General features: G+C 70.0%; 19 protein-coding genes. 10 read left to right on the top strand and 9 right to left on the bottom strand.

The genetic code is table 11. From position 1 onward, the window contains the following. Positions 1 to 9: 9 nt before the first annotated feature. Together rsgA and aroA are read right to left on the bottom strand one after the other, a co-directional pair. Positions 10 to 1,047, bottom strand: coding sequence for a ribosome small subunit-dependent GTPase A (gene rsgA / locus HMPREF1529_RS01090; RefSeq protein ID WP_005048324.1), 1,038 nt, complete (start codon positions 1,045 to 1,047; stop codon positions 10 to 12). Positions 1,048 to 1,069: 22 nt separating this feature from the next. Further along, complete coding sequence (gene aroA, locus HMPREF1529_RS01085) at positions 1,070 to 2,404, bottom strand: 3-phosphoshikimate 1-carboxyvinyltransferase (RefSeq protein ID WP_005048326.1); 1,335 nt, start codon at positions 2,402 to 2,404, stop codon at positions 1,070 to 1,072. Positions 2,405 to 2,498: 94 nt separating this feature from the next. On the opposite strand from aroA, the gene HMPREF1529_RS01080 reads away from it, so the two are divergent. Continuing rightward, entirely contained in the window at positions 2,499 to 3,230 is a 732-nt protein-coding gene (locus HMPREF1529_RS01080; protein ID WP_005048327.1) for a sigma-70 family RNA polymerase sigma factor, read from the top strand. Next, a complete protein-coding gene (locus tag HMPREF1529_RS01075; RefSeq protein ID WP_005048329.1) occupies positions 3,227 to 3,472 on the top strand; it encodes a zf-HC2 domain-containing protein in 246 nt (81 codons plus the stop codon). The genes HMPREF1529_RS01080 and HMPREF1529_RS01075 overlap by 4 nt, the downstream gene beginning before the upstream one ends. Before the next feature lie 14 nt (positions 3,473 to 3,486). Here HMPREF1529_RS01075 and HMPREF1529_RS01070 read toward each other — a convergent pair whose 3' ends face one another. After that, positions 3,487 to 4,440: a diacylglycerol kinase gene (locus HMPREF1529_RS01070; protein WP_016463353.1), complete on the bottom strand. Its 954-nt coding sequence runs from the start codon at positions 4,438 to 4,440 to the stop codon at positions 3,487 to 3,489. 128 nt (positions 4,441 to 4,568) lie between these two features. Here HMPREF1529_RS01070 and HMPREF1529_RS01065 point away from each other — a divergent pair, with 128 nt between their 5' ends. After that, on the top strand, positions 4,569 to 5,078 hold the full coding sequence (locus HMPREF1529_RS01065) for a DUF3060 domain-containing protein (protein ID WP_005048333.1): 510 nt from the start codon (positions 4,569 to 4,571) through the stop codon (positions 5,076 to 5,078). Between the two features lie 12 nt (positions 5,079 to 5,090). Here the strand turns inward: HMPREF1529_RS01065 and HMPREF1529_RS01060 are convergent, their stop codons facing one another. Beyond that, positions 5,091 to 8,816 (bottom strand): multifunctional oxoglutarate decarboxylase/oxoglutarate dehydrogenase thiamine pyrophosphate-binding subunit/dihydrolipoyllysine-residue succinyltransferase subunit, encoded by a 3,726-nt coding sequence (locus HMPREF1529_RS01060; protein ID WP_016463352.1) that lies wholly within the window; start codon positions 8,814 to 8,816, stop codon positions 5,091 to 5,093. Between the two features lie 122 nt (positions 8,817 to 8,938). Between HMPREF1529_RS01060 and HMPREF1529_RS01055 the strand changes: the two genes are divergently transcribed. Beyond that, on the top strand, positions 8,939 to 10,396 hold the full coding sequence (locus HMPREF1529_RS01055) for a GuaB1 family IMP dehydrogenase-related protein (protein ID WP_016463351.1): 1,458 nt from the start codon (positions 8,939 to 8,941) through the stop codon (positions 10,394 to 10,396). Here the strand turns inward: HMPREF1529_RS01055 and HMPREF1529_RS01050 are convergent. Continuing rightward, entirely contained in the window at positions 10,386 to 10,949 is a 564-nt protein-coding gene (locus HMPREF1529_RS01050; protein ID WP_016463350.1) for a GNAT family N-acetyltransferase, read from the bottom strand. The genes HMPREF1529_RS01055 and HMPREF1529_RS01050 overlap by 11 nt on opposite strands. A gap of 83 nt (positions 10,950 to 11,032) precedes the next feature. After that, complete coding sequence (locus tag HMPREF1529_RS01045) at positions 11,033 to 11,614, bottom strand: hypothetical protein (protein WP_016463349.1); 582 nt, start codon at positions 11,612 to 11,614, stop codon at positions 11,033 to 11,035. A gap of 687 nt (positions 11,615 to 12,301) precedes the next feature. Here HMPREF1529_RS01045 and HMPREF1529_RS01040 point away from each other — a divergent pair. Further along, on the top strand, positions 12,302 to 13,645 hold the full coding sequence (locus tag HMPREF1529_RS01040; RefSeq protein WP_036282600.1) for a hemolysin family protein: 1,344 nt from the start codon (positions 12,302 to 12,304) through the stop codon (positions 13,643 to 13,645). Beyond that, the gene (locus HMPREF1529_RS01035) at positions 13,642 to 14,697 is read left to right on the top strand and encodes a hemolysin family protein (protein WP_005048345.1); all 1,056 of its coding nucleotides are present in this window, start codon (positions 13,642 to 13,644) and stop codon (positions 14,695 to 14,697) included. Before HMPREF1529_RS01040 ends, HMPREF1529_RS01035 begins: the two co-directional genes overlap by 4 nt. 103 nt (positions 14,698 to 14,800) lie before the next feature. Here HMPREF1529_RS01035 and HMPREF1529_RS01030 read toward each other — a convergent pair whose 3' ends face one another. Further along, on the bottom strand, positions 14,801 to 15,877 hold the full coding sequence (locus tag HMPREF1529_RS01030) for an NADH:flavin oxidoreductase/NADH oxidase (RefSeq protein WP_005048347.1): 1,077 nt from the start codon (positions 15,875 to 15,877) through the stop codon (positions 14,801 to 14,803). Between the two features lie 96 nt (positions 15,878 to 15,973). Here HMPREF1529_RS01030 and HMPREF1529_RS01025 point away from each other — a divergent pair, with 96 nt between their 5' ends. Genes HMPREF1529_RS01025 through HMPREF1529_RS01010 form a run of 4 tightly spaced genes read left to right on the top strand, consistent with a single transcriptional unit; the run spans position 15,974 to position 19,718 of the window. Further along, entirely contained in the window at positions 15,974 to 16,804 is an 831-nt protein-coding gene (locus tag HMPREF1529_RS01025; RefSeq protein ID WP_036282888.1) for an ADP-dependent NAD(P)H-hydrate dehydratase, read from the top strand. Between the two features lie 23 nt (positions 16,805 to 16,827). Continuing rightward, positions 16,828 to 18,075 carry a glycosyltransferase 87 family protein gene (locus tag HMPREF1529_RS01020; protein WP_036282597.1) on the top strand — a complete coding sequence of 416 codons (1,248 nt, stop codon included), beginning with the start codon at positions 16,828 to 16,830 and terminating at the stop codon, positions 18,073 to 18,075. 44 nt (positions 18,076 to 18,119) lie between these two features. After that, positions 18,120 to 18,482: a thiamine-binding protein gene (locus tag HMPREF1529_RS01015; RefSeq protein WP_016463347.1), complete on the top strand. Its 363-nt coding sequence runs from the start codon at positions 18,120 to 18,122 to the stop codon at positions 18,480 to 18,482. Between the two features lie 42 nt (positions 18,483 to 18,524). Further along, positions 18,525 to 19,718, top strand: coding sequence for an MFS transporter (locus HMPREF1529_RS01010; RefSeq protein WP_016463346.1), 1,194 nt, complete (start codon positions 18,525 to 18,527; stop codon positions 19,716 to 19,718). Between the two features lie 7 nt (positions 19,719 to 19,725). Here HMPREF1529_RS01010 and metX read toward each other — a convergent pair whose 3' ends face one another. Together metX and HMPREF1529_RS01000 are read right to left on the bottom strand one after the other, a co-directional pair. Further along, entirely contained in the window at positions 19,726 to 20,928 is a 1,203-nt protein-coding gene (gene metX, locus HMPREF1529_RS01005) for a homoserine O-acetyltransferase MetX (protein ID WP_005048358.1), read from the bottom strand. A 170-nt stretch (positions 20,929 to 21,098) separates the two neighbouring features. Next, complete coding sequence (locus tag HMPREF1529_RS01000; RefSeq protein WP_016463345.1) at positions 21,099 to 22,421, bottom strand: bifunctional o-acetylhomoserine/o-acetylserine sulfhydrylase; 1,323 nt, start codon at positions 22,419 to 22,421, stop codon at positions 21,099 to 21,101. Between the last annotated feature and the right edge of the window lie 9 nt (positions 22,422 to 22,430).

Raw genomic sequence — 22,430 nt, 5'->3', positions numbered from 1 at the left:
AGCCTACGATCAAGCGAACGTGGAGAGCAGACGCTGCAGCGAATCCAGTCGCGCCGCTCCGCGCTCTCCCAGGCGTCCCTCAGCCACCGCCTCGATCAGTGCGCAGTCGGGCGCGTCCGGAAGGTGCGTGCAGCCGCGAGGACACTCCTCGGCGACGACGGCGAGATCCGTGAATGCCCGCAGGATGTTCGCGGGGTCGACGTGTCCGAGCCCGAACGATCGCACGCCGGGGGTGTCGATCACCCACCCGCGGCCCTCTGCCGTCACGTAGCGCAGCGACACGGTCGAACTCGAGGTGTGCCGGCCGCGGCCCGTCACCTCGTTCACGTGCCCTGTTGCGCGATCCGCCGTGGGAACGAGGGCATTGACCAGCGTCGACTTCCCGACACCGGAGTGGCCGACGAACACGGTCGAATGGCCGATGAGGCGGTGCCCGATCTCCGCGAGAGGCATCTGGACGCGGCCACTTGTGAAGATCTCCAGATCGTCCACTCCCTCGAAGTGCGCGAGGAAGGGCGTGGGATCGGCCAGGTCGGTCTTGGTGACGACGAGCAGGGGATGGATGCCGGCGTCCAGCGCCGCGATGAGGTAGCGATCGACCAGCCGGGGTCGCGGTTCGGGGTCAGCGGCGGCGACGACGACGAGCATCTGGTCGGCGTTGGCGACCACGACCCGCTCGACCTGGTCGGTATCGTCGGCGCTGCGCCGCAGCAGCGACGTGCGCTCCTCGATCCCGACGATGCGCGTCAGAGTGCCCTCATCGCCGCTGGTGTCGCCGACGACGCGCGCACGGTCGCCGGTGACGATCGGCTGCTTGCGCAGTTCGCGCGCGCGTGTGGCGAGCGCGGTGTGCTCGTCGGGGCCGTCTTCGTCGATCAACACGGTGTAGCGGCCACGGTCGACGCCGAGCACCCGTCCGATCACCGCATCGGCGTGGGCGGGGCGGCGCTTGGTGCGCGGGCGATTCGCTTTCGGATTGGGGCGGACGCGGATGTCGGCCTCATCGAACTCGAGGTCGTCGTCGTCTCCGAGATCGAGCCAGCTCATCGCACGCTTCGCATCGGGCGGCTCAGCCGTCCGCCGACCCGGAGAGCATCCCGGTCCACAGGGCGGGAAATTCCGGCATGGTCTTGGCCGTGGTCTCGATGTGGTCGATCTCGACGCCGGGCACGCGCAATCCGATGAGGGCGCCCGCTGTGGCGATGCGGTGGTCGTGGTGCGCGCGCCACAGGCCGCCGTGCAGGGGAGCAGGCACGATGCGGATGCCGTCGGGAAGCTCCTGGGCGCTTCCGCCGAGTGCTTCCAGGTTGCCGATGAGCGCGTCGATGCGGTTCGTCTCGTGGCCGCGGATGTGTCCGATGCCGTGGAACGTCGTCGGGGCGTCTGCGAAGGCAGCCAGCGCGAACAAGGTCGGTGTCAACTCGCTCGCCGCGCTCAGGTCGAGATCGACGCCAGCGATGTGGGGTCCGCCGGTCACGGTCAGGGCGCCGCCGCGGCGGGTCGCGCGCCCGCCCAGCAGGGAGAGGATCTCGGGAAGAAGCGCACCGGGCTGTGTCGAGCTCGCCGGCCACCCGGGAACGGTCACGCACCCCTCCGTCAGCATCGCCGCCGCGAGGAAGGGCGCCGCGTTGGACAGGTCCGGCTCGATGGAGGCGTCGCGTCCACGGAGCGTGCCGGCGGGAACGACCCACTCGTGGGGCGTGGGGTGCTCGACCTGGATGCCGCGACGCGCCAGCGTCTCGATGGTCATGTCGATATGGGGGATGGAGGGCAGGCGCTCACCGGAATGGATGAGGTGCAGGCCCACGTCGAAGCGGGGTGCGGCCAGAAGAAGTCCCGAGACGAACTGGCTCGAGCCGCTCGCGTCGATCGTGACCTCGCCGCCGCGGATGTGGCCACGCCCGCGGACCGTGAAGGGCAGCGACCAGGTGCCGCCGTCGTCGATGTCGGCCCCGATCTCGCGCAGTGCCTTGATCATCTCGCCCATCGGACGGTGGAGGGCGCTCGGGTGCGCCGTGAGGGTGACGTCGCCGCGGGCCAGCCCGGCGAGCGGAGCGATGAAACGCATGACGGTGCCGGCTTGACCGCAGTCGATCTCGACGTCGCCGCGGAAGGATGCCGGAGGCGTCACGAGAAGGTCGGGGCCGAACCGACCGGACCCCGGCACCTCGGAGATCTCGACGCCGAGCGCGCGCAGGGCTGCGATCATGCGCTCCGAATCCTCGGAGTGCAGGGGCGCCGTGAGCGTGCTGGGGCCGTCGGCCAGCGCGGCCAGGACCAGCTTGCGGTTGGTGAGCGACTTCGAGCCGGGCACCGAGACCGTCGCGTGGACGGCTTCGTCCGCGCGCGGCGCCGGCCACGGAGAACCGGCCGGCGGAGAAAGGGAATACCCGGTGACTGTCATCGGGTTCTACCCTAACGAACCCGTGCGACAGCGCCGCCGTCGGCGCGGCGGGTCAGCCTACCGATCGGCGGAGGCCGACCGAGAAAGGAGCCCCGTGACCGCGACACTCGCACCCCTGGTGCCGGAGATCGCCGACGTAGACTGGGCCCTGATGGAAGAGCACGCGGCCCTCGAGTCGCCGACCCCCGAGACCCCGGCCCCAGATCTCGTCCTGCCGGACGAGGCGGACAGCGCCGCGGACCCCCGTGCGCAGTTCGAGCAGCAGGCGCTGCCGTTCATGGATCAGCTGTATGCCGCGGGAATGCGTATGACACGCAACCCGGCGGATGCCGCCGATCTGGTTCAGGAGACGTTCGTCAAGGCGTTCGCGTCATGGTCCTCGTTCACCCAGGGCACGAACCTCAAGGCGTGGCTGTACCGCATCTTGACGAACACGTACATCAACACGTACCGCAAGAAGCAGCGCGAGCCCTATCAGGGCACGATCGACGATCTCGAGGACTGGCAGCTCGGCGGTGCGGAGTCCACGACCGCCACCAGCAGCCGGTCGGCCGAGGCCGAAGCGATCGATCACATGCCGGCATCCGCTGTGAAAGATGCGCTACAGTCGATTCCGGAGGATTTCCGGCTCGCCGTCTACCTCGCCGACGTCGAGGGCTTCGCGTATCAGGAGATCGCGGACATCATGAAGACCCCCATCGGCACGGTCATGAGCCGCCTGCATCGTGGCAGGCGCATGCTGCGCGACCTTCTCGCCGACTATGCGCGCGAGCGCGGCATGGACGTGCCGGTGCCCGCGACTTCTTCATCAGGGAGCAAGAAATGAGTGACTGCGGCTGCGACAAAGCGCGCAAGGACCTGGAAGAGTACCTCCGCAACGAGGTCTGCAAGACCGAGCACGCCGATATCCGTGCGCACCTGGAGAACTGCCCGTCCTGCCGTGACGAGGCGCTGGTGGCCACGACGCTGACCGCCGTCGTCGCTCGTGCCTGTAAGGAGACGGCTCCCGAAGAGCTGCGGGACCAGGTGCTGGCGCGGTTGCGCGCCGAGCAGGCCACCCACCACTGAGCCGCCGCGACGCGTCAGCCGCGGCGGTCGAGCCGGCGGGTTCCGTCTGGCGACGTCGCCCGTGACACCTCGGGTGGGAATACCCGCAGCGCGCTCGGAACGGCCTCGATCTCCAGGGGGAGCGTGCCCATCGGGTCGCCGTCCGCGTAGGCGGTGGTGCCGCCCGCCTGGAGCCGGACCCGGCGTGCTCGTGCCGTTCGCACCTCGGGAAGAGTCGTGTGGGTCCCGCGGTACACCCGCGGCAGCAGACGCAGCAGGCGGGCGCGCCCGAGGGGACGCACGAGGGTCAGATCCAACAGGCCGTCCGAAAGGTCGGCATCCGGGCAGATCGGGATGCCGCCGCCGTAGGTCGGCGCGTTTGCCACCGCGGCCATCAGCAGTTCCTCGTCGATGAACTCCACCGTGCCGTCGGCACCTTCGAGCTCGATCGAGAAGCGCGCTGTCGTCAGAGCGACGAACTCGCGAAGGATCGCGACGTCGTAGCGTCGAGGCCCCCGTGGCCACCGCATGCGATTGGCGCGGTCGTTCACGCGGGAGTCGAAGCCGCTCGCCAGCACCGTCGCGTACAGACGCGACGAGTCGTCCGCCCGACGAACCCGGGCGAGGTCCACCGTCCGCGTGGCGCCGACGATCACGGCATCCGCAGCCCCGATGGCATCTCGCTCTCGCAGTCCCAGCGCCGTCGCAAAGTCGTTGCCGGTGCCGGTCGGGACGATGCCGAGAGGAATCTCGGTGCCGGCCAGCTCCTGCACCGCCAGATTCACCGTGCCATCCCCACCGGACACGACGACGGCATCGACCCCCATGTCCAGCGCCATGCGCAGCAGGTCGGTGGACTCGGCCGCGCTGCCGCCGGCGATCGTCGTCGTGCGGATGCCGTGGGCGCGCAGCCGCGTCGCGACCGCGTCGGCGGTGTGCGTGCGCGCGGCGGCGCGGGCCGTCGGATTGACGAGGAGTGCGACGTCCATGTCGTCCTGTCGAAGACTGGGCCGCCGTGGGGCTCGGCGACGTGCGGGTGTTCGCCTCATCATGCCTGTCGCGGGATCGCGACGCGGCCGCGACGCGGCTGCGGCATCCGTTTCGTAACGTTGTCTGCATGAACACGGTACGTCGCCCGCTCGCCTTCTCCCTTGCGCTCATGGTCGCGAGCTGCGCCACCCTCGCAGGCTGTGGCGTTCGCGTCTCCGATGCCGGCGTCGCGACCCCGACCGCGTCGGCGCCGTCACCGACCGACACGGCGAACGTTCGGGGCGTCGTCGACGATGAGCGCATGGCGAAGCTGCAGCGCAGCCGCTGGAGCGACACGGTCACCCAGCACGTGGTGTGCGTGGACGGCGCCTACACCGTCGACCGCAACGCCGACGCGATGGTCGTGGAGGTGACGGGCGCGTGCCGGGAGGTGACGATCTTGGCCTCCGCAGCGACCGTCCTGCTGCCGGCCGTGGACGAGCTCAGCGTCCAGGGCGACGGGAACATCGTGATCATGGCCGCTGCGCGTGAGGTCGTCCTCGACGCGGGTGCGGACGCGAACCTCGTCGGCTGGGAGAGCGGGACCGCTGTCGTCAAGGACGCCGGCACGCTCAACGGCACGACGCCGATCTCCTGAACTCGTACCGATTCAGACGGTCAGAGCCTTCTCGAGGATCGCGGCCTGCTCGCGCGCGTGCACCTTCGGTGAGCCGGTCGCGGTGGAGGCGGCGGCGGCGCGGGAGACACGGCGGATCGTGCGTCCCTTCAGGTGCTTGACGACCTCGAGCGCGATGAACGGCCAGGCGCCCTGGTTCTCGGGCTCGTCCTGCACCCAGACCAGCTGAGCGTTCGGGTACCGGTCGATCACGGCGTTCAGCTGGTCGATGGGAGCCGGGTACAGCTGCTCGAGACGGACGAGAGCGACCTGCGGGTTCGGCTTCTTGTCGAGCTCGGCCTTGAGGTCCCAGTGGATCTTGCCCGAGTGCAGCAGCACCCGGGTGACGGCCGCCGGGTCGAGGTTCCGATCGTCGTCCAGGACAGGTTCGAAGCGTCCCGTCGTGAAGGCCTCGACGGGACTCGCCGCACCGCGCAGACGCAGCATGGCCTTCGGGGTGAACACGATCAGCGGGCGGCGCGGACGGGCGTACGCCTGGCGGCGCAGCAGGTGGAAGTACGACGCCGGCGTCGAGGGGCGCGCGACCGTCATGTTGTCCTGCGCGCACATCTGCAGGTAGCGCTCAATGCGTGCCGAGGAGTGGTCCGGCCCCTGGCCCTCGTAGCCGTGGGGGAGCAGCAACACGACGCTCGACTGCTGGCCCCACTTCTGGTCGGCCGCGGAGATGTACTCGTCGATCACCGACTGGGCGCCGTTCGCGAAATCGCCGAACTGCGCCTCCCACAGGGTGAGGGTGTCGGGACGCTCCACGGAGTACCCGTACTCGAACGCCATCGCCGCATACTCGCTGAGAAGGGAGTCATAGACGTAGAACCGGCCCTGGCTCTCGGACAGGTTCGCCAGCGGCAGCCACTCCTGGCCGTTCGCCCGGTCGTGGAGCACGGCGTGGCGCTGGACGAACGTTCCGCGGCGGGCATCCTGGCCGGCCAGGCGCACGTTCGTGCCTTCCATCAGCACCGAACCGAAGGCCAGCAGCTCGCCGAAGCCCCAGTCGATCTGCCCGTTGCGGCTCATGTCGAGGCGCTTCTCGAGCAGCTGCTGCAGCTTATTGTGCACCGTGAAGCCGTCGGGCTTGTTGACGAAAGCGTCGCCGATCTGGTGCACGACCGCGGTGGATACGCCCGTGGTCTCGGGCTCGCCGACGGCCTGCTCCACGCCGCCCGTGACGGCGGGGGAGACGATTCCGGTCGCGCCGGTCTCGGCGGCGTGGGTCTCAGCGAACGCGATCTCGAGGCGGTTCTGGAAGTCCTGCTTCGCCTTGTCGTACTCCTCCTCGGTGATGTCGCCACGACCGACGAGCGACTCCGTGTAGAGCCGGCGCACCGAGCGTTTCGCCTCGATGAGGTTTGTCATCAGCGGCTGCGTCATCGACGGGTCGTCGCCCTCGTTGTGACCGCGACGGCGGTAGCAGACGAGGTCGATGACGACGTCGCGGTTGAACTCCTGGCGGTAGGCCACGGCGAGCTCGGCCACGCGCACGACGGCTTCGGGGTCGTCGCCGTTGACGTGGAAGATCGGCGCCTGGATCGTCTTGGCGACGTCGGTGGCGTAGACCGAAGTGCGGCCGTCCTGCGGGAGCGTCGTGAAGCCGACCTGGTTGTTGACGACGACGTGCACCGTGCCGCCGGTGCGGTACCCGCGCAACTGCGACATCTGCAGCGTCTCGACGACGACGCCCTGGCCCGCGAAGGCCGCGTCGCCGTGCACGAGGATCGGAAGCCACGAGAACGTGCCGATCGGCATGCGGTCCTGCTTGGCGCGGACGACGCCCTCCAGCACCCCGTCGACCGTTTCGAGGTGCGACGGGTTGGCGGCCAGGTACACCGGCAGCTCCTCCCCGGCATCCGACACGAACGTGCCCTGCGTCCCGAGGTGGTACTTGACATCGCCCGAACCGCTCTTGGAGCCGATCGCGACGGAGCCCTCGAATTCGCGGAAGATCTGGCTGTAGGTCTTGCCGGCGATGTTGGTCAGCACATTGAGGCGACCGCGGTGCGCCATGCCGATGGCGGCGCCGTCGAGGCCCGCGCCGGCGGCGCCCTGCAGGATCTGGTCGAGCAGCGGAATCAGGGACTCGCCGCCCTCGAGGCTGAAGCGCTTCTGGCCGACGTACTTGGTCTGCAGGAACGTCTCGAACGCCTCGGCCTGGTTGAGCTTGTCGAGGATGCGCAGCTGCTCGTCGTGGCTCGGCTTCTGGTACTTGACCTCGACGTTGTCCTGGAACCACTTGCGCTGGCCCGGGTCCTGGATGTGCATGTACTCGACGCCGATCGTGCGGCAGTACGAGTCGCGGAGCACGCCGAGGATGTCGCGGAGCTTCATCAGGCGTCGTCCGCCGAAGCCCCCCGTGACGAACTCGCGGTCGAGGTCCCAGAAGGTGAGGCCGTGGTTCTCGATCTCGAGGTCGGGGTGCGTGCGCTGCACGTACTCGAGCGGGTCGGTGTCGGCCATGAGGTGGCCGCGGACGCGGTAGGAGTTGATGAGCTCCTGTACGCGGGCGGTCTTGTCGACGCGTTCTGCGATGTCGACGTTGATGTCGCCGGCCCAGTGGATCGGCGCGTAGGGGATGCGCAGGGCCGCGAAGATGCCCTCGTAGAAACCGCGCTGACCGGTGAGCAGCTCGTGCACGATCTTCAGGAACTCGCCCGAGCCCGCACCCTGGATGACCCGGTGGTCGTACGTGCTGGTCAGGGTGATCGTCTTGCCGATGCCGAGCTCGACGAGGGTCTTCTCGCTCGAGCCCTGGAACTCGGCGGGGTACTCCAGGGCGCCGGCGCCGACGATGCAGCCCTGGCCTTTCATGAGGCGCGGCACGGAGTGCACCGTGCCGATGCCGCCGGGGTTCGTGAGCGAGATCGTGGTGCCCTGGAAGTCGGCCGCCGTCAGCTTGTTTCCGCGGGCACGCTTGACGAGGTCCTCGTAGGCCGCGAGGTACTCGCCGAAGGTCAGCGCCTCGGCCTGCTTGATCGAGGGGACCATCAGCGCACGGGTGCCGTCGGGCTTGGGAAGGTCGATCGCGATGCCGAGGTTGATGTGCGCGGGGGCGACGACCGACGGCTTGCCGTCGATCTCGGCGTAGGACACATTCTGGCTGGGGAAGGCCTTGAGCGCCTGGATGAGGGCCCAGCCGATGAGGTGCGTGAAGCTGACCTTGCCGCCGCGCGTGCGCGACATGTGGTTGTTGATCACGATGCGGTTGTCGATCATGAGCTTCGCCGGCACGGTGCGCACGCTCGTCGCGGTCGGCACGGTGAGCGATTCGTCCATGTTTGCGGCGAGGGTCTTGGGCATGCCGCGCAGCGGCGTGACGACGTCCTCGCGGGCGGCCGGGGTCGACGTCGGCTCGGTGCTCGGCGCCTGCGCGGGCACGGGCTGGGGGGAGGCGGGTCGCGCGGTCGTCCGGGCGACCGGCTGGGCGCCGACGACCGGGATCGGTGCCGTCATGGGGTGCGGGTCGGCGGCGGCAGCTGAGGCGGCGGGAGTGGACGCCTTCTCAGAAGCGGGCGCCGCCGCAGGAGCAGTCTCGGCGGGCGCGGCATCCTGCTGGGTCTTCTCGTACGCCTCGAGCACAGGCCACCACGCCCGGTCGACCGAGTCGCGATCCTTCGCGAACTGGTCGTACATCTCGGCGACGAGCCACTCGTTGGCCCCGAATTCGCCGTCGCTCGAAGTCCCCACGCCGGTCACCTGACTGGACACGGTTGCGCCTGCTTTCATCGATGAAGTTCAGATCGTGCGAGGCCCGCTGCCGTGTATGGTGCGGCCCACACGCACACGTTCATCAAGGGTATCCCAGGTTTTCTGTCGGTACCGTGGGAGTCATGCAGTTCTCCGGCGCTCAGCCCACCGTCGATCTCACCTATTCGGACGTCTTCCTCGTGCCTCGCCGCTCGGGCGTGACGAGCCGGCTCGATGTCGACCTGTCGCCGCGCGACGGCACCTCGGCGACCATCCCGCTGGTCGCCTCGAACATGAACTCCGTCACCGGTCCGCGCCTCGCGGCGGCGCTCGCCCGTCGCGGCGGCCTCGGAGTGTTGCCGCAGGACATGCCGCTGCAGGAGATCGACGCGGCGATCCGCTGGGTCAAGGACCAGCCCGTGCGCTGGGACACCCCGCTCGTGCTCCGCGCCGACGCCACCGTCGCCGAGGCGGCGGCTCTGCTGCCCGCGACCGAGGGGCACGGCATCATCGTCGTCGCCGGCGACCCCGCCCGCGTCCACGTCGACGACATCCTGGGGGTCGTCCCGGCGACGCGGCTGGGCACGGCTCTGCCGGATGCGCGGCTGGGTGACCTCACCCGCGGTCGCGGCGTCTCGATCGACGCCGACGACGTCACCGACGCCCGCCACGCCTTCGATCTGCTCGTCGCGGCGGATGCCGAGACGGTGTGCGTCCTGCACCACGGCTACCTCGTCGGCACCCTCTCGCAGCGCACCGCGCTGCGCTCGACGCTCTACCGGCCCGCGGTCGACGCGAACGGCCGTCTGATCGTCGCGGCCGCCGTCGGCATCAACGGCGACGTCGCCGCGAAGGCGAAGGCCCTCGCGGCGGCCGGCGTCGACGTGCTCGTCGTCGATACGGCGCACGGTCACCAGGAGGGCATGCTGCGCGCGCTGCAGACGGTGTCCGGGCTGGGCCTGGGCATCCCGATCGCGGCCGGCAACATCGTGACGGCCGACGGCGTGCACGACCTGGTCGGCGCGGGTGCCACGATCCTCAAGGTCGGTGTGGGTCCGGGTGCGATGTGCACCACCCGCATGATGACCGCCGTCGGACGGCCCCAGTTCTCGGCTGTCCTGGAAACCGCGCAGGCGGCGGCCGAGCTCGGCGCCCACGTCTGGGCCGACGGGGGCGTCCGCTACCCGCGTGACGTCGCGCTGGCACTGGCGGCGGGCGCGGCATCCGTCATGATCGGGTCGTGGTTCGCGGGCACGATCGAAGCCCCCGGCCAGCTGCAGGTCGACGAGGCGGGCCGCGTGTACAAGGAGTCGTGGGGCATGGCCTCGACGAAGGCCGTCCAGGGCCGGTTCGGACGGCTGGACGCCTACGAGCGGGCGCGCAAGGAGCTGTTCGCGGAGGGCATCTCGTCGTCGAAGATCTACCTGGACCCGCTGCGTCCGTCGGTCGAGGACCTCGTCGACATGATCACCTCGGGAGTGCGCTCCTCGTTCACCTATGCGGGCGCGTCGACCGTCCCCGAGTTCCATGACCGCGCCACGGTGGGTCTGCAGTCCGCCGCCGGATACGAAGAGGGCAAGGCACTGCCCGTCAGCTGGTGACGGCCTGCTCGCCGCGAGCCTCCCACTCGCGGCGGAGCACTCCCATCACCACCGAGTCGTACCGGCGGCCGCGCACCTCGCGCGCGTCGCGGAAGCGCGCTTCCTCGGTGAACCCGAGGCGGCGACCGACGGCGAGCATGCGTTCGCTGCCCGACCAGGTGGAGTAGTTCAGACGGACGACCCCGGTGGTGCGGAACAGATAGTCCGTCCAGACGGTCAGCGCGTTCGTGCCGATGCCCCGCCCGCGGAGCGCCGGGTCGTAGACGGTGAGGCCCATGCGTCGCCAGTCGGAATCCTCCGACTCCCAATGCCACGACAGGCTGCCGATCATCGTCGCCGGTTCCGCGACGGTCGCGATCGCCGCGCGCCGCAGCGGACTCTGCGCCGCGTAGCTGTCGTCCTCGATCGCCCCCGACAATCGCGCACAGACCGCGTCGATCTGCGGGCCGTCGAGTTTCGGAAAGTAGGGGCCGTCCCAGCGGTGCCACTCCTGGTCGGGCCGATGACTTCCGCTGCGTCGACCTTGTCCACCCTCACATTGTGCCCGCGGCATCCAACGTTCGACGGGTGCGCTGCAGAAATCCGCTCGCGCGACGAGAGTTTCGATAGCGGATGCCGATTCAGGTAGCGCGACGGTCACCGGAGCACGGAGTCCCCAGCCCGCGGGCGCGGTTTGGAGCTGCGCAGCCCATCCGCGGTGAGGACGTCGTAGACGCGTTGGGGGTGATCGGCGTCGGTTGCTTCGAGTCGCGAGAAGCCCCGCACTTCTCGACGGATCTCGTTCTCGCGATTCTTCTCGTCGATGACGACGGCGGCAGGAGTCCGACCGCCGGTGTACTCGGGGCTCGTGTATTTGCCTCGACCGTCGATCTCCAGCCAGTGATCTGCGTCGGGGAAATAGAGATCACCGAAGACGCAGCGACCGCTGGGGAGGGTGCGGCGTTCCTGTAGTCGCGGGATCGGAAAGCCGAGCGCCACGACCAGCAGGCGCATGTGCGTCTCGCGGACGTTGGCCGACAGCGTGGCCGATGCCGCCAGCGCACGTCGCGCACGACGATCTCCCCGAGCCACGGGCGTTCTCTCGAGGATGTCGGAGATCTCCGCCGCCGTCGCGAGCGGCCCGCGGGGCCGCCCGATCCACAACGCCTGGTCGATCGCGCTCACGGCGCGCACGTAGGGCAGCATCCGTGCGAGGTCCAGCACCGTCTGCGCGGGCATCGTCACCTCGTGTCGACCGAAGGGCACTCTGCGGCGATGCGCGACCCCGAGCGCATGACGTCGGAGCGTACCCCCGGACCGTCCGCCCGACGCCCGGTCGATCGTGACATCGACCAGTGCAGGCCAGGAGCCGAGTACGTCGATTCCCCAGACCGCAGCAGCAGCGAAGTGAGAAATCACCACCGATGAGGGAAGTCTCGACGTGACCTCTTCGACGCGGACGCGATGCCGATGGAGGGGATTGAGGCCTCGCCACGCGGCCATCGGCACGAATACGCCGGGGGCGACGTGCGTCCATCGTCCCGCCGCGAGCTCTCTGCGAACGCGACGGTCATCCAGGGGATCGAGACGGTCTCTTCGCCGCAACACGGGCACATCCGGAACGTTGAGCATCCCCCCGACTGTCGGGCACGGACGTGCCTCTCCACGCGCCCCTCAGCAACCGCGTGGACAGACGTGCCGCCATCCGCTCTGGGGAGGAGGCGCTGCACGCCCGGTCGCGCTGCAGAAATCGGTCCGGGCTGCGACAGTGTCAGCAGCGGATGCCGATTTCGGCAGCGGATGCCCGCGGCATCCAGCGCCGACGCGGGCCAGGTGCCGTAAACTTCTTCGCACCATGGACGACCCTCCCAGTTGCAGACGATCGCCCCACCGACCCTCCCCGATCACGATCGGGGGTGACGTGTGATGGAACTCGTCATGCTGGGCGTGGGGCTTCTGCTCACCATCGGGACCGGACTGTTCGTCGCGAGCGAATTCGCCCTCGTCAACCTCGACCGCGCGGACCTCGAGGCGCGTCAGGCCGCAGGAGAGTCGCGGCTGTCGCTGACGATCAGCGCGCTGCGGATCACCTCCACCCACCTCTCCAGCGCGCAGCTCGGCATCACGCTGACCACCCTGCTCACCGGTTACACGATGGAGCCCGCCCTGACCACACTGCTCAGCCTCGTGCTGAGTGGGTGGGGCGTTCCCGAAACGGTGGTGCGCGTCGTCGCCACGACCGTCGCGATCGCGGTCGCCACGACCTTCTCCATGATCCTCGGCGAGCTGGTGCCGAAGAACTTCGCGCTCGCCATCCCGCGTCAGACCGCGAAGGTCGTCATGCCGTTCCAGGTCGCGTTCACCACGGTGTTCCGCCCCGCGATCACCGTCCTGAACGGCTCCGCCAACGGCATCCTGCGGGGGATGGGGGTCGAACCCAAGGAGGAGCTGTCCGGCGCCCGCACGGCGGAGGAGCTCTCGAGCCTCGTCCGCCGCTCCGCGAGCGCGGGCCTGCTCGAAGAGGACACTGCGTCGCTGCTGGATCGCACCCTGACCTTCGCGCGGCTCACGACCGCAGACGTCATGACCCCGCGCCCCAGCATCCACGCCGTCGCCGCCGGAGACAGCGTCGAGGACGTCATCCAGCTCGCCCGACGCACCGGCCACAGCCGCTTCCCCGTGTACGACGAGTCGATGGACGACATCACCGGCATCGTGCACCTCAAGCAGGCCGTGAGCGTGCCACGCGAGCGCCGCGCCGATGTCCCGGCGGCGGCCATCGCCACCGAGCCGCTGCGGGTGCCCGAAGCCGTCCACCTCGACGCCGTGATGTCAGAGCTGCGCTCGCGCGGCTATCAGATGGCCGTCGTCGTCGACGAGTACGGCGGCACCGCCGGCGTGGTGACGCTGGAGGACCTCGTCGAGGAGATCGTCGGCGAGGTGCTCGACGAGCACGATCGCTCCCGCGCGGGCGTCGTGCGCGTGGCTGGGGCGGTGACGTTCCCGGCGGAGCTGCGTCCCGACGAAGTCCTCGACCGCACAGGCATCCGCGTGCCGGAGGGAGACGTATACGACACGGTCGGCGGCTTCTTCATGTCGATGCTGGAGCGCATCCCCGTCGTCGGCGACCGCATCGAGCTGGAGGACGGCACGCTGGAGGTGCAGCGCATGGACGGCCGACGCGTCGACCGGGTCAAGTTCACACCCCACCCGATGCCGGAGGGCGCCGAGGCGTCCGACACGACGCGCGAGGCGGGTGAGGGCCGATGAGCGACTGGGCCGGAATCGCCTGGCTGGTCGTGCTGCTCGCGTTCAACGCGTTCTTCGTCGGCGCCGAGTTCGCCGTCATCTCCGCGCGTCGATCGCAGATCGAGCCCCTGGCCGAGAAGGGCTCCAAGACCGCGGTGACCGCGCTGTACGCGATGGAGCACGCCACGCTGATGCTCGCGACGAGTCAGCTCGGCATCACCATCTGCTCGCTGCTGATCCTGAACGTGTCCGAGCCGGCGATCCATCACCTCCTCGAAGTGCCGCTGGGGCTGACGGGCTGGAACGAGGCGGTCATCGGCGGCGTCGCGTTCGCCATCGCCCTGGTCCTCGTGTCGTATCTGCACGTCGTGTTCGGCGAGATGGTGCCGAAGAACCTCGCGTTCTCGCTCCCGGATCGGGCCGTGCTGATGCTGGCGACACCGCTGGTGTGGACCTCGAAGATCTTCTACCCGATCATCGTGGCGCTGAACTGGCTGGCCAACCACATCGTGCGCCTGTTCCGGGTCGAGCCGAGGAACGAGGCGGCGTCGACGTTCACCCTCGACGAGGTGGCCACGATCGTGAACCAGTCACGGATCGAGGGTGTGCTCGACGACGCTTCCGGTGCCGTGACGGCCGCGCTGGAGTTCACCGACAAGAAGGCGCGGGACGTCGCCGTGCCCCTGTCTGAGCTCGTGACGCTTCCCGAGACGACGACGCCCGACGAGATCGAGCGCGCCGTCGCCAAGCACGGTTTCTCGCGCTACGTGATCGTGGATGCCGAGGGCATCCCTCTCGGCTACGTCCACCTCAAGGACGTACTCCGCGCGGCTGAGGGCGCCGGCGCCGATGAGAAGGTCGCCGTGCCGATCAAGCCGAAGCGCATCCACCACATGGTGCCGGTCGCCGAGACGACCGACCTGGAGGATGCATTGGCCCTCATGCGCCGCACCAGCCGTCACCTCGCGCAGGTGCGCAACGCCCAGGGCGAGACGACGGCGGTGCTCTTCCTCGAGGACATCATCGAGGAGCTCGTCGGCGAAGTTCACGACGCGACGCGCCGGGGCTACTGAGTCGGAGCGGCGTTTCGACTCGGCCCTGCGGGCCTCGCTCAACGACCGGGGGTCGCCCCCCGGTCGTTGAGCGAGCGGAGCGAGTCGAAACGCCGTTGCGTCCTCAGTGGGTCGCGGGGCGGGCGCGCAGGTACTGCGGCGGCCAGAGGCCGGCATCGGCCTCGCCGAGCTCCACCTGGGCGCGAAGGGCGAAGTGCGGGTCGCGCAGCCACTCGCGGCCCGCGAGGATCACATCGGCGTCGCCGGAGGCCAGGATCGCCTCTGCCTGTGCACCGGAGGTGATCTCGCCCACGGCGCTCACGGGCACGGCGCCGTCGCTGCGCACCTCGGCGGCGAGCGGTACCTGGTAGCCGGGGCCGGTCGTGATGCGCTGGTGGGCGACGAGACCGCCGCTGGAGATGTCGAAGAAATCGACGCCGCGCGCGGCTGCCCATCCGGCGACGGTCGCCGTCTGCGCGGCATCCCAGCCGCCGTCGGCCCAGTCGGATGCCGAGAAGCGCGCGAGAACCGCGGCATCTGGGGCGGCGCTGCGGACGGCGTCGACGACCTCCAGCAGCAGCCGGGCGCGGTTCTCCAGGCTGCCGCCGTACTCGTCCTCCCGGAGGTTCGAGAGCGGGGAGAGGAACTGGTGCAGCAGGTACCCGTGGGCCGCGTGGATCTCCAGCACGTCGAAGCCCGCGGCGACGGAGCGCTCCGCGGCGGCGGCGAACGCCTCGACGATGCGGCGGATGCCCGCGGCACCCAAGGCCTCCGGCGCCGCGAACCCGTCGTAGGCGATGGCGGAGGGGGCGAGCGTGGTCCATCCGCCGTCGGAGGCGGGGACGCTGCCGCGGCGCCCGGAGAACGGTGAGAAGGTCGAGGCCTTGCGCCCGGCGTGGGCCAGCTGCACGCCGGGAAGAGCTCCGCGGGCGCGGATCGCGGCAGCGATGGGCCTCCACGCGTCGCGCTGTTCGTCGTTCCAGAGGCCCACGTCCTCGGGGGAGATGCGTCCCTCGGGGGTCACCGCGGTCGCCTCGGCGATGACGACACCGGCGCCGCCGGACGCGAACTGGGCGAGGTGAACGTGATGCCAGTCGTTGGGCACACCGTCGGTCGCCGAGTACTGACACATTGGCGCGACCCAGAGGCGGTTGCGGACGGTGCGTCCGGCCAGTTCGTACGGGGTGAACAGCAGGCTCATCGTGACTCTCCGTGTGGGGGTGAGGGCGTTCCGAGGCGGCGTGGTGGGCCTCGTCCAACGCCCGGGCGGGCGGGTGAGAGGGGTACAGTGGCGCGCATGAGCGCACCCTCGCCGTGGACGGCGCCGGAGACGGCCACCTTCCTCAGGGTGCCAACGGCGAACGACGACAAGTATTCCCGTGGCGTGGTGGGCATGCGCACCGGGTCGGAGGAGTTTCCCGGAGCGGCTGTTCTGGGCGTCGAGGCCGCGTGGCGGACAGGGACGGGGATGGTGCGCTACCTCGGTCCGCGCCGGGCCGCCGATCTCGTGCTCCAGCGTCGCCCCGAGACGGTGACGGCCGACGGGCGGGTGCAGGCGTGGGTGGTCGGCTCGGGCACGTCTCCCGCCACCCGCACCGCTGCCGAGACCGCGGCGGTGCGGACGATCCTCGCCGGTCAGGTGCCGGTCGTCGTCGATGCCGGCGCGCTGGATCTCGTCGTCGCGGCATCCGCCCTCACCGGGGATCGCGCGCCGCTGGTGCTGACGCCCCACGACCGCGAGCATGCCGCACTGCGCGATCGACTGGGTCTGGCCCCGGCAGGCGACCGGGAGCAGGCTGCCCTCGAGACGGCTGCCGTCACCGGCGCCGTCCTGCTGCTGAAGGGGGCCACGACGCTGATCGCAACGCCCTCGGGGACGCTGCGTTCGGTGACGGCGGGTGTCGCGTGGCTGGCGACGGCCGGCACGGGCGACGTGCTCGCCGGCATCCTGGGGGCGCTGGCGGCTGGAGCTCCGGATCGTCTCGCGGATGCCGCTGCCTGTGCGGCCTGGATGCACGGGCGGGCGGGAGCTGCCGCGTCCGCCCGCCACGGCGGGGGTCCGCTGGTCGCTCTCGACGTGGCCCGTGCGGTGGCGAGGGTCGTGGGGGAACTCGTCTCGGAACGCTGAGGTCGCCTCCCTAGGATGGGGGGATGATGAGGCGGAGCGTGCTGTGGACCGCCTTCGCGATCGTTCACGTCGGTGTCGCCTGGCTCGGCTTCGTCTTGCCCAACGAACCGATGGGAGACGTCTACCGCGTCTACGAACCGTGGTCGACGAGCGCGCTGCAGGGGCACGGCATCGTCGGCATCGACCAGTCGTGGGTCTATCCCCAGCTCGCGCTCCTGCCGATGCTGCTGGCGCACGCGTTCGCGTGGATCGCCGGCTACACCGTCGGCTGGGCGATCGTCGTGATCGCCGCGGATGCCGTTGCGTTCGCCGTGCTCGTCGGACGCGCCCGCTCGGCGGGACGCGTGACGGCCGCATGGTTCTGGCTCGCCTACGTGGCGCTGCTCGGCCCGGTCGGGCTGTACCGGCTCGACGGCTTCACCGTGGCGCTGGCCGTGCTCGGGTGCCTCTGGCTCATCGGGCGTCCGTGGGTGGCGTCGGTGCTGCTGTCGGTCGCGACGTGGATGAAGGTGTGGCCCGCCGCAATCCTGGCCGCCGCGATCGTGGCGCTGCGTCGCCGCGGTGCGCTCGTGGGCGGTGCGGCGCTCGTGAGCGCGGCGACACTGCTCGCGATCGGCGCTCTCGGCGGTGGGGCGCACGCCTTCGGCTTCATCGGCGACCAGACGACGCGCGGTCTCCAGGTGGAGGCGCCGGTCAGCATGCCGTACCTCTGGGGTGCTCTGCTCGGCATCCGCGGGTTCTGGGTGTACTACGACCAGCATCTGCTGACGTTCCAGGTCGCCGGCACCCAGATCGATCCGGTGATCGCCGCTATGACTCCCGCGCTCGTCCTGGCGATGATGGTGGTCGCGGCCCTCGGGGCATGGGCCGTGAGGCGGGGCGTTCGCTACGCGACGCTGTTCCCGACGCTCTCGCTCGCTTTCGTGCTCGGGTTCATCGTCTTCAACAAGGTGGGCTCGCCGCAGTACCTGTGCTGGCTGGTTCCGTCGGTGGTGCTCGGGCTCGTCATCGATCGTCGTCGCTGGATGGCCCCGGCGTCGGTAGCGCTGTTCGCCGCGCTGCTCACCCAACTCGTCTACCCCCTCACCTACAACGGTGTGCTCTTCCCGCAGTTCGTGCCGGTGAGCCTGCTGACCCTTCGCAACCTCGTGCTCTGCGCGATGTTCGTGTGGATGGTCGTGCGCCTCGTGGCCATCGCCCGTCGTGCGCCCGCATCGGCCGTCTCGGTGCGCGCACCCCGCGATCGCGCCGTGGCCCCGCTCGTCCCCTGACCCGTCATCACCGATCCCGTCGTCACCGATCCGAAGGAGCTGTCATGCTCGTCGCCTTCTCCGTCGCCCCCAGCGGCACCGCCCCTCACACGCCGGCCGCCGCCGACGGTTCGGTGCACGACGCGGTCGCCGCCGCCGTGAAGGTCGTCCGCGACTCGGGTCTGCCGCACCGCACCACCTCGATGTTCACGGAGATCGAGGGGGAGTGGGACGAGGTGTTCGCGGTCGTGAAGGCCGCGACGGATGCCGTCATGCCGTTCGGATCACGCGTCTCGCTGGTGCTCAAGGCCGACATCCGCCTGGGCCGCACCGGCGAGCTCGATGGAAAGATCGAACGGTTGGAGACGGCGATCGCGGCGTTGGAGGTCGACGGGGAGGCCGCCCGGGACGCCGCCGGCGACCGGTAGCATGGCCGGGTGATCTCCTCGACCCCGTCGAGGGGTGCGGCGATGTGGGCGCTCCTCTCGCTCGCCGTCGGCTCTTTCGGCATCGGCATGACCGAGTTCGTCGTCATGGGCCTGCTCCCGAACATCTCCGCCGACCTGCTTCCCGCCACCTGGGCGGCCTCTCCGGAGGATGCCGTCGCGCAGGCCGGATGGCTCATCACCCTGTACGCGCTCGGCGTGGTCATCGGCGCACCCACGATCGCGGGGATCGTCGCGAAGTATCCGCGCCATCGCGTGATGCTGGCTCTGGCGGTGGCCCTCACCCTCGGCAACACGCTGACGCTGCTGGCACCGACGTTCGAGCTGGTCGCGGCATCCCGCGTGCTGGCGGGCCTGCCGCACGGTGCGTACTTCGGCATCGGGGCGCTCGTCGCCGCGGACGTCATGGGGCCGGGTAACCGGGCCAAGGGCGTCGCGTTCGTGCTCACGGGGCTCACGGTGGCCAACGTGGTGGGCGTGCCGTTGGGCACCTTCCTCGGACAGCGCTTCGGGTGGCGGATCGCGTTCCTCGTCGTCGCCCTCATCTTCGCGCTCGCCGCGGTGATGATCGCGCTGACCGTTCCCGCCCACGCGGGCGATCCCGATCGGACGCTTCGCGCGGAGCTGCGTGCACTGCGCATCGGCCAGGTGTGGCTCACGCTCGGCGTCGGCGCGATCGGATTCGGCGGGTTCTTCGCGGCGTACAGCTACGTCGCCTCGATCGTCACCGAGGTCGCCGGAGCTCCCGCGGCCGTGGTGCCGGTGATCCTCATCGTCATGGGCATCGGCATGACGATCGGCAATCTCGTCGGCGGCCACCTCGCCGATCGCAACCTGAAACGCACCATGCTCGCGGGCCTCGGCGCTCTCGTCGTGGTGCAGGTGCTTCTGGCGTTCACGGCGGGACTGCTCGTCGCGCTCGGCCTGTTCATCTTCCTCGTCGGCTTCGTGTCCTCGGTGCTGAGCCCGTCGATCCAGACGCGGCTCATGGACGTCGCCGGTGACAACCAGTCGATCGCCGCGGCGCTGAACCACTCCGCGCTGAACATCGGCAACGCCACCGGGGCGTTTCTCGGCGGCGTCGTGATCGCGGCCGGCTTCGGCTTCGTCGCACCGGTCTGGGTGGGAGCGCTGCTCGCGGCATCCGGCCTCGTGCTCGCCCTCGTGAGCTTCGGCATCGAGGCGCGCTCCTCACGAACCCCCGCCGCGGTGGCCTGACGCCGGATCAGGCCTGCAGCAACCGCCGCAGGTGCGCGCCGACGGCGGTCGTCTCGATGAGGAAGCCGTCGTGGCCGAAGTCGCTCGACAGCACGATCGCGCCGTCGTCGATCGTCGAGCGGATGCCGCGGGCGATGCGGTGCTGCCCATCGATCGGGAACAGGCGGTCGCTGTCGGTGCCGAGCACGAGCGTCGTCGCGGTGACGCGCGCGAGCGCGTCCTCGACGCCGCCGCGGTCGCGCCCGACGTCATGCGAGTTCATGGCCTCGACCAGCGTGATGTACGCGTTCGCGTCGAAGCGCCGCGTGAACTTGTTGCCGTGGAAGTCGAGATAGCTCTCCACGGCGAAGCGCCCGCCGTGACCGAGCGGGCTCTTGCCCGACTGCCACGAGCGCTGGAAGCGCTGGTTGAGCTCGGTGGGGCTGCGGTAGTTGAGCAGGGCCATGCGTCGTGCGAGCGCGAGGCCGCGGTGCGGCCCCTCCCCGTCGGGAGCATCGTAGTACTCGCCGTCGGCGAAGCGCGGATCGATCTGGATGGCCTCCAGCTGCACGCCGTTGAGCGCGATCTGGTCGGCCGTCGTGGTGGGGGGCGAGGAGAGCACCGCGAGCCGCGCGACGCGATCGGGCAGTCCCACGCCCCATTCGAGGGCGTGCATGCCGCCCATCGAACCGCCGATGACCGCTGCCCACACCTGAATTCCCAGGCTGTCGGCGAGGAGCGCCTGCGCGGCGACCTGGTCGCGGATCGTGAGGTACGGAAAGCGTCCCGCCCACTCGTAGCCGTCGGGGGCGATCGAGGACGGACCGGTCGAGCCCTGGCATCCGCCGAGCATGTTCGGTGCGACGACGAACCACCGGTCGGTGTCGATGGGAGCTCCGGGGCCCACAATGTCGTCCCACCACCCCGCGGTGGGATGGCCCGGACCGGCCGCGCCCCTCACGTGGCTGTCGCCGGTGAGCGCGTGCAGTACGAGGACCGCGTTGTCGCGGGCAGGCGACAGCTCTCCCCACGTCTCGTACGCGATGCGGATGCCGGGCAGCTCTCGGCCGCCCTCGGTGGTGAACGCGCCGAAGGCGGCGAAGCGGCGGTCTCCGGCGGGGTCGCCGTCGCGCCAGGCGCCTGTTGCGGGAGGACGGCCGCGCAGCAGGCGCGCATCGGCCTCCGTGATCGGTGCGCTCGGCACCGTGTCCTCGGAGGTCTGCCAGTCCATGGCGTCCATTCTCCCGGGTCGCGGCCGCCCCGAACGGACTGTTACGACCACGAACTCCGCAGATACGCACGAACTCCGCAGCGGGAAGCGGTTCCGGCTGCGGAGTTCGCGGCATCCTGCGGAGTTCGTGGCCCGTCGGACGGGTCTCGTGCTCCGCGGAGGAGAAGGGCTCAGGCGCGGGCGGCCTCGGAGACCTTGCGCGCGGCCGCGAGCGCCTGCTCCAGGTCGGCCTTGAGGTCCTCGACGTTCTCCAGACCCACCGACAGACGCACCAGGCCCGGCGTGACCCCCGTCGTGAGCTGCTGCTCCGGGGTCAGCTGCGAGTGCGTCGTGGATGCCGGGTGGATGACGAGCGAGCGGACGTCGCCGATGTTGGCGAGGTGGCTGAACAGCTCGAGCGCGTTGACGAACTCGCGGCCGGCCTGCACGCCGCCCTTCAGCTCGAACGAGAGCACCGCGCCGACGCCCTTCGGGGCGTAGCGGTTCGCGGCGGCGTACCAGGGCGAGGTGGGAAGGCCCGAGTAGTTGACCGAGGCGATGTCCTCGTGGTTCTCGAGCCACTCGGCGATCTCCTGCGCGTTCTGCACGTGACGCTCGATGCGCAGCGACAGCGTCTCGATGCCCTGGATGAGCAGCCACGCGCTCTGCGGCGAGATGGCGGCGCCGAGGTCGCGCAGCAGCTGCACGCGCGCCTTGATGACGTAGGCGAGCCCGTCGCCGACCGCCTGCGTGTACACCGCTCCGTGGTACGAGGGGTCGGGCGTGGTCAGGCCGGGGAAGCGGTCGGCGTGCTCGGACCACGGGAACGTGCCGCCGTCGACGATCGCGCCGCCGATGACGGTGCCGTGGCCGCCGAGGAACTTGGTGGCCGAGTGCACGACGATGTCGGCGCCGTGCTCGAACGGACGGATGAGGTAGGGCGTCGCGATCGTGTTGTCGACGATGAGGGGCACCCCGGCCTCGTGCGCGACGTCGGCGACCGTGCGGATGTCGAGCACGTTGATCTGCGGGTTGCCGATCGTCTCGGCGAAGAACAGCTTCGTGTTCGGGCGGACGGCGCGGCGCCACTCCTCGGGGTCGTCCTGGTCCTCGACGAACGTGACCTCGATGCCGAGCTTGCCCAGCGTGTACTTGAAGAGGTTGTACGTGCCGCCGTAGATCGAGCTCGACGAGACGATGTGGTCCCCGGCCTCGGCGATGTTGAGCACCGCGAAGGTCTCCGCAGCCTGACCCGATGCGACGACGAGGGCGCCCGTGCCGCCCTCGAGCGCGGCGATGCGCTGCTCGACGACATCCTGCGTGGGGTTCTGGATGCGGGTGTAGATGTTGCCGAACTCTGCCAGCGCGAACAGGTTCGCGGCGTGGTCGGCGTTGTCGAACACGTAGGAGGTGGTCTGGTAGATCGGCGTGGCACGCGCCTTGGTCACGGGATCGGGCTGCGCGCCCGCGTGGATCTGCGTGGTCTCGAAGCGCCAGTTCTCGGATGCGGACATGTCGGGCTC

Origin of the sequence: Microbacterium sp. oral taxon 186 str. F0373, assembly GCF_000411455.1 — a bacterium.
GTDB lineage: Bacteria > Actinomycetota > Actinomycetes > Actinomycetales > Microbacteriaceae > Microbacterium.
Note: the sequence above shows the minus strand (reverse complement) of the source record. Positions and strands in the feature narration are given on the sequence as shown.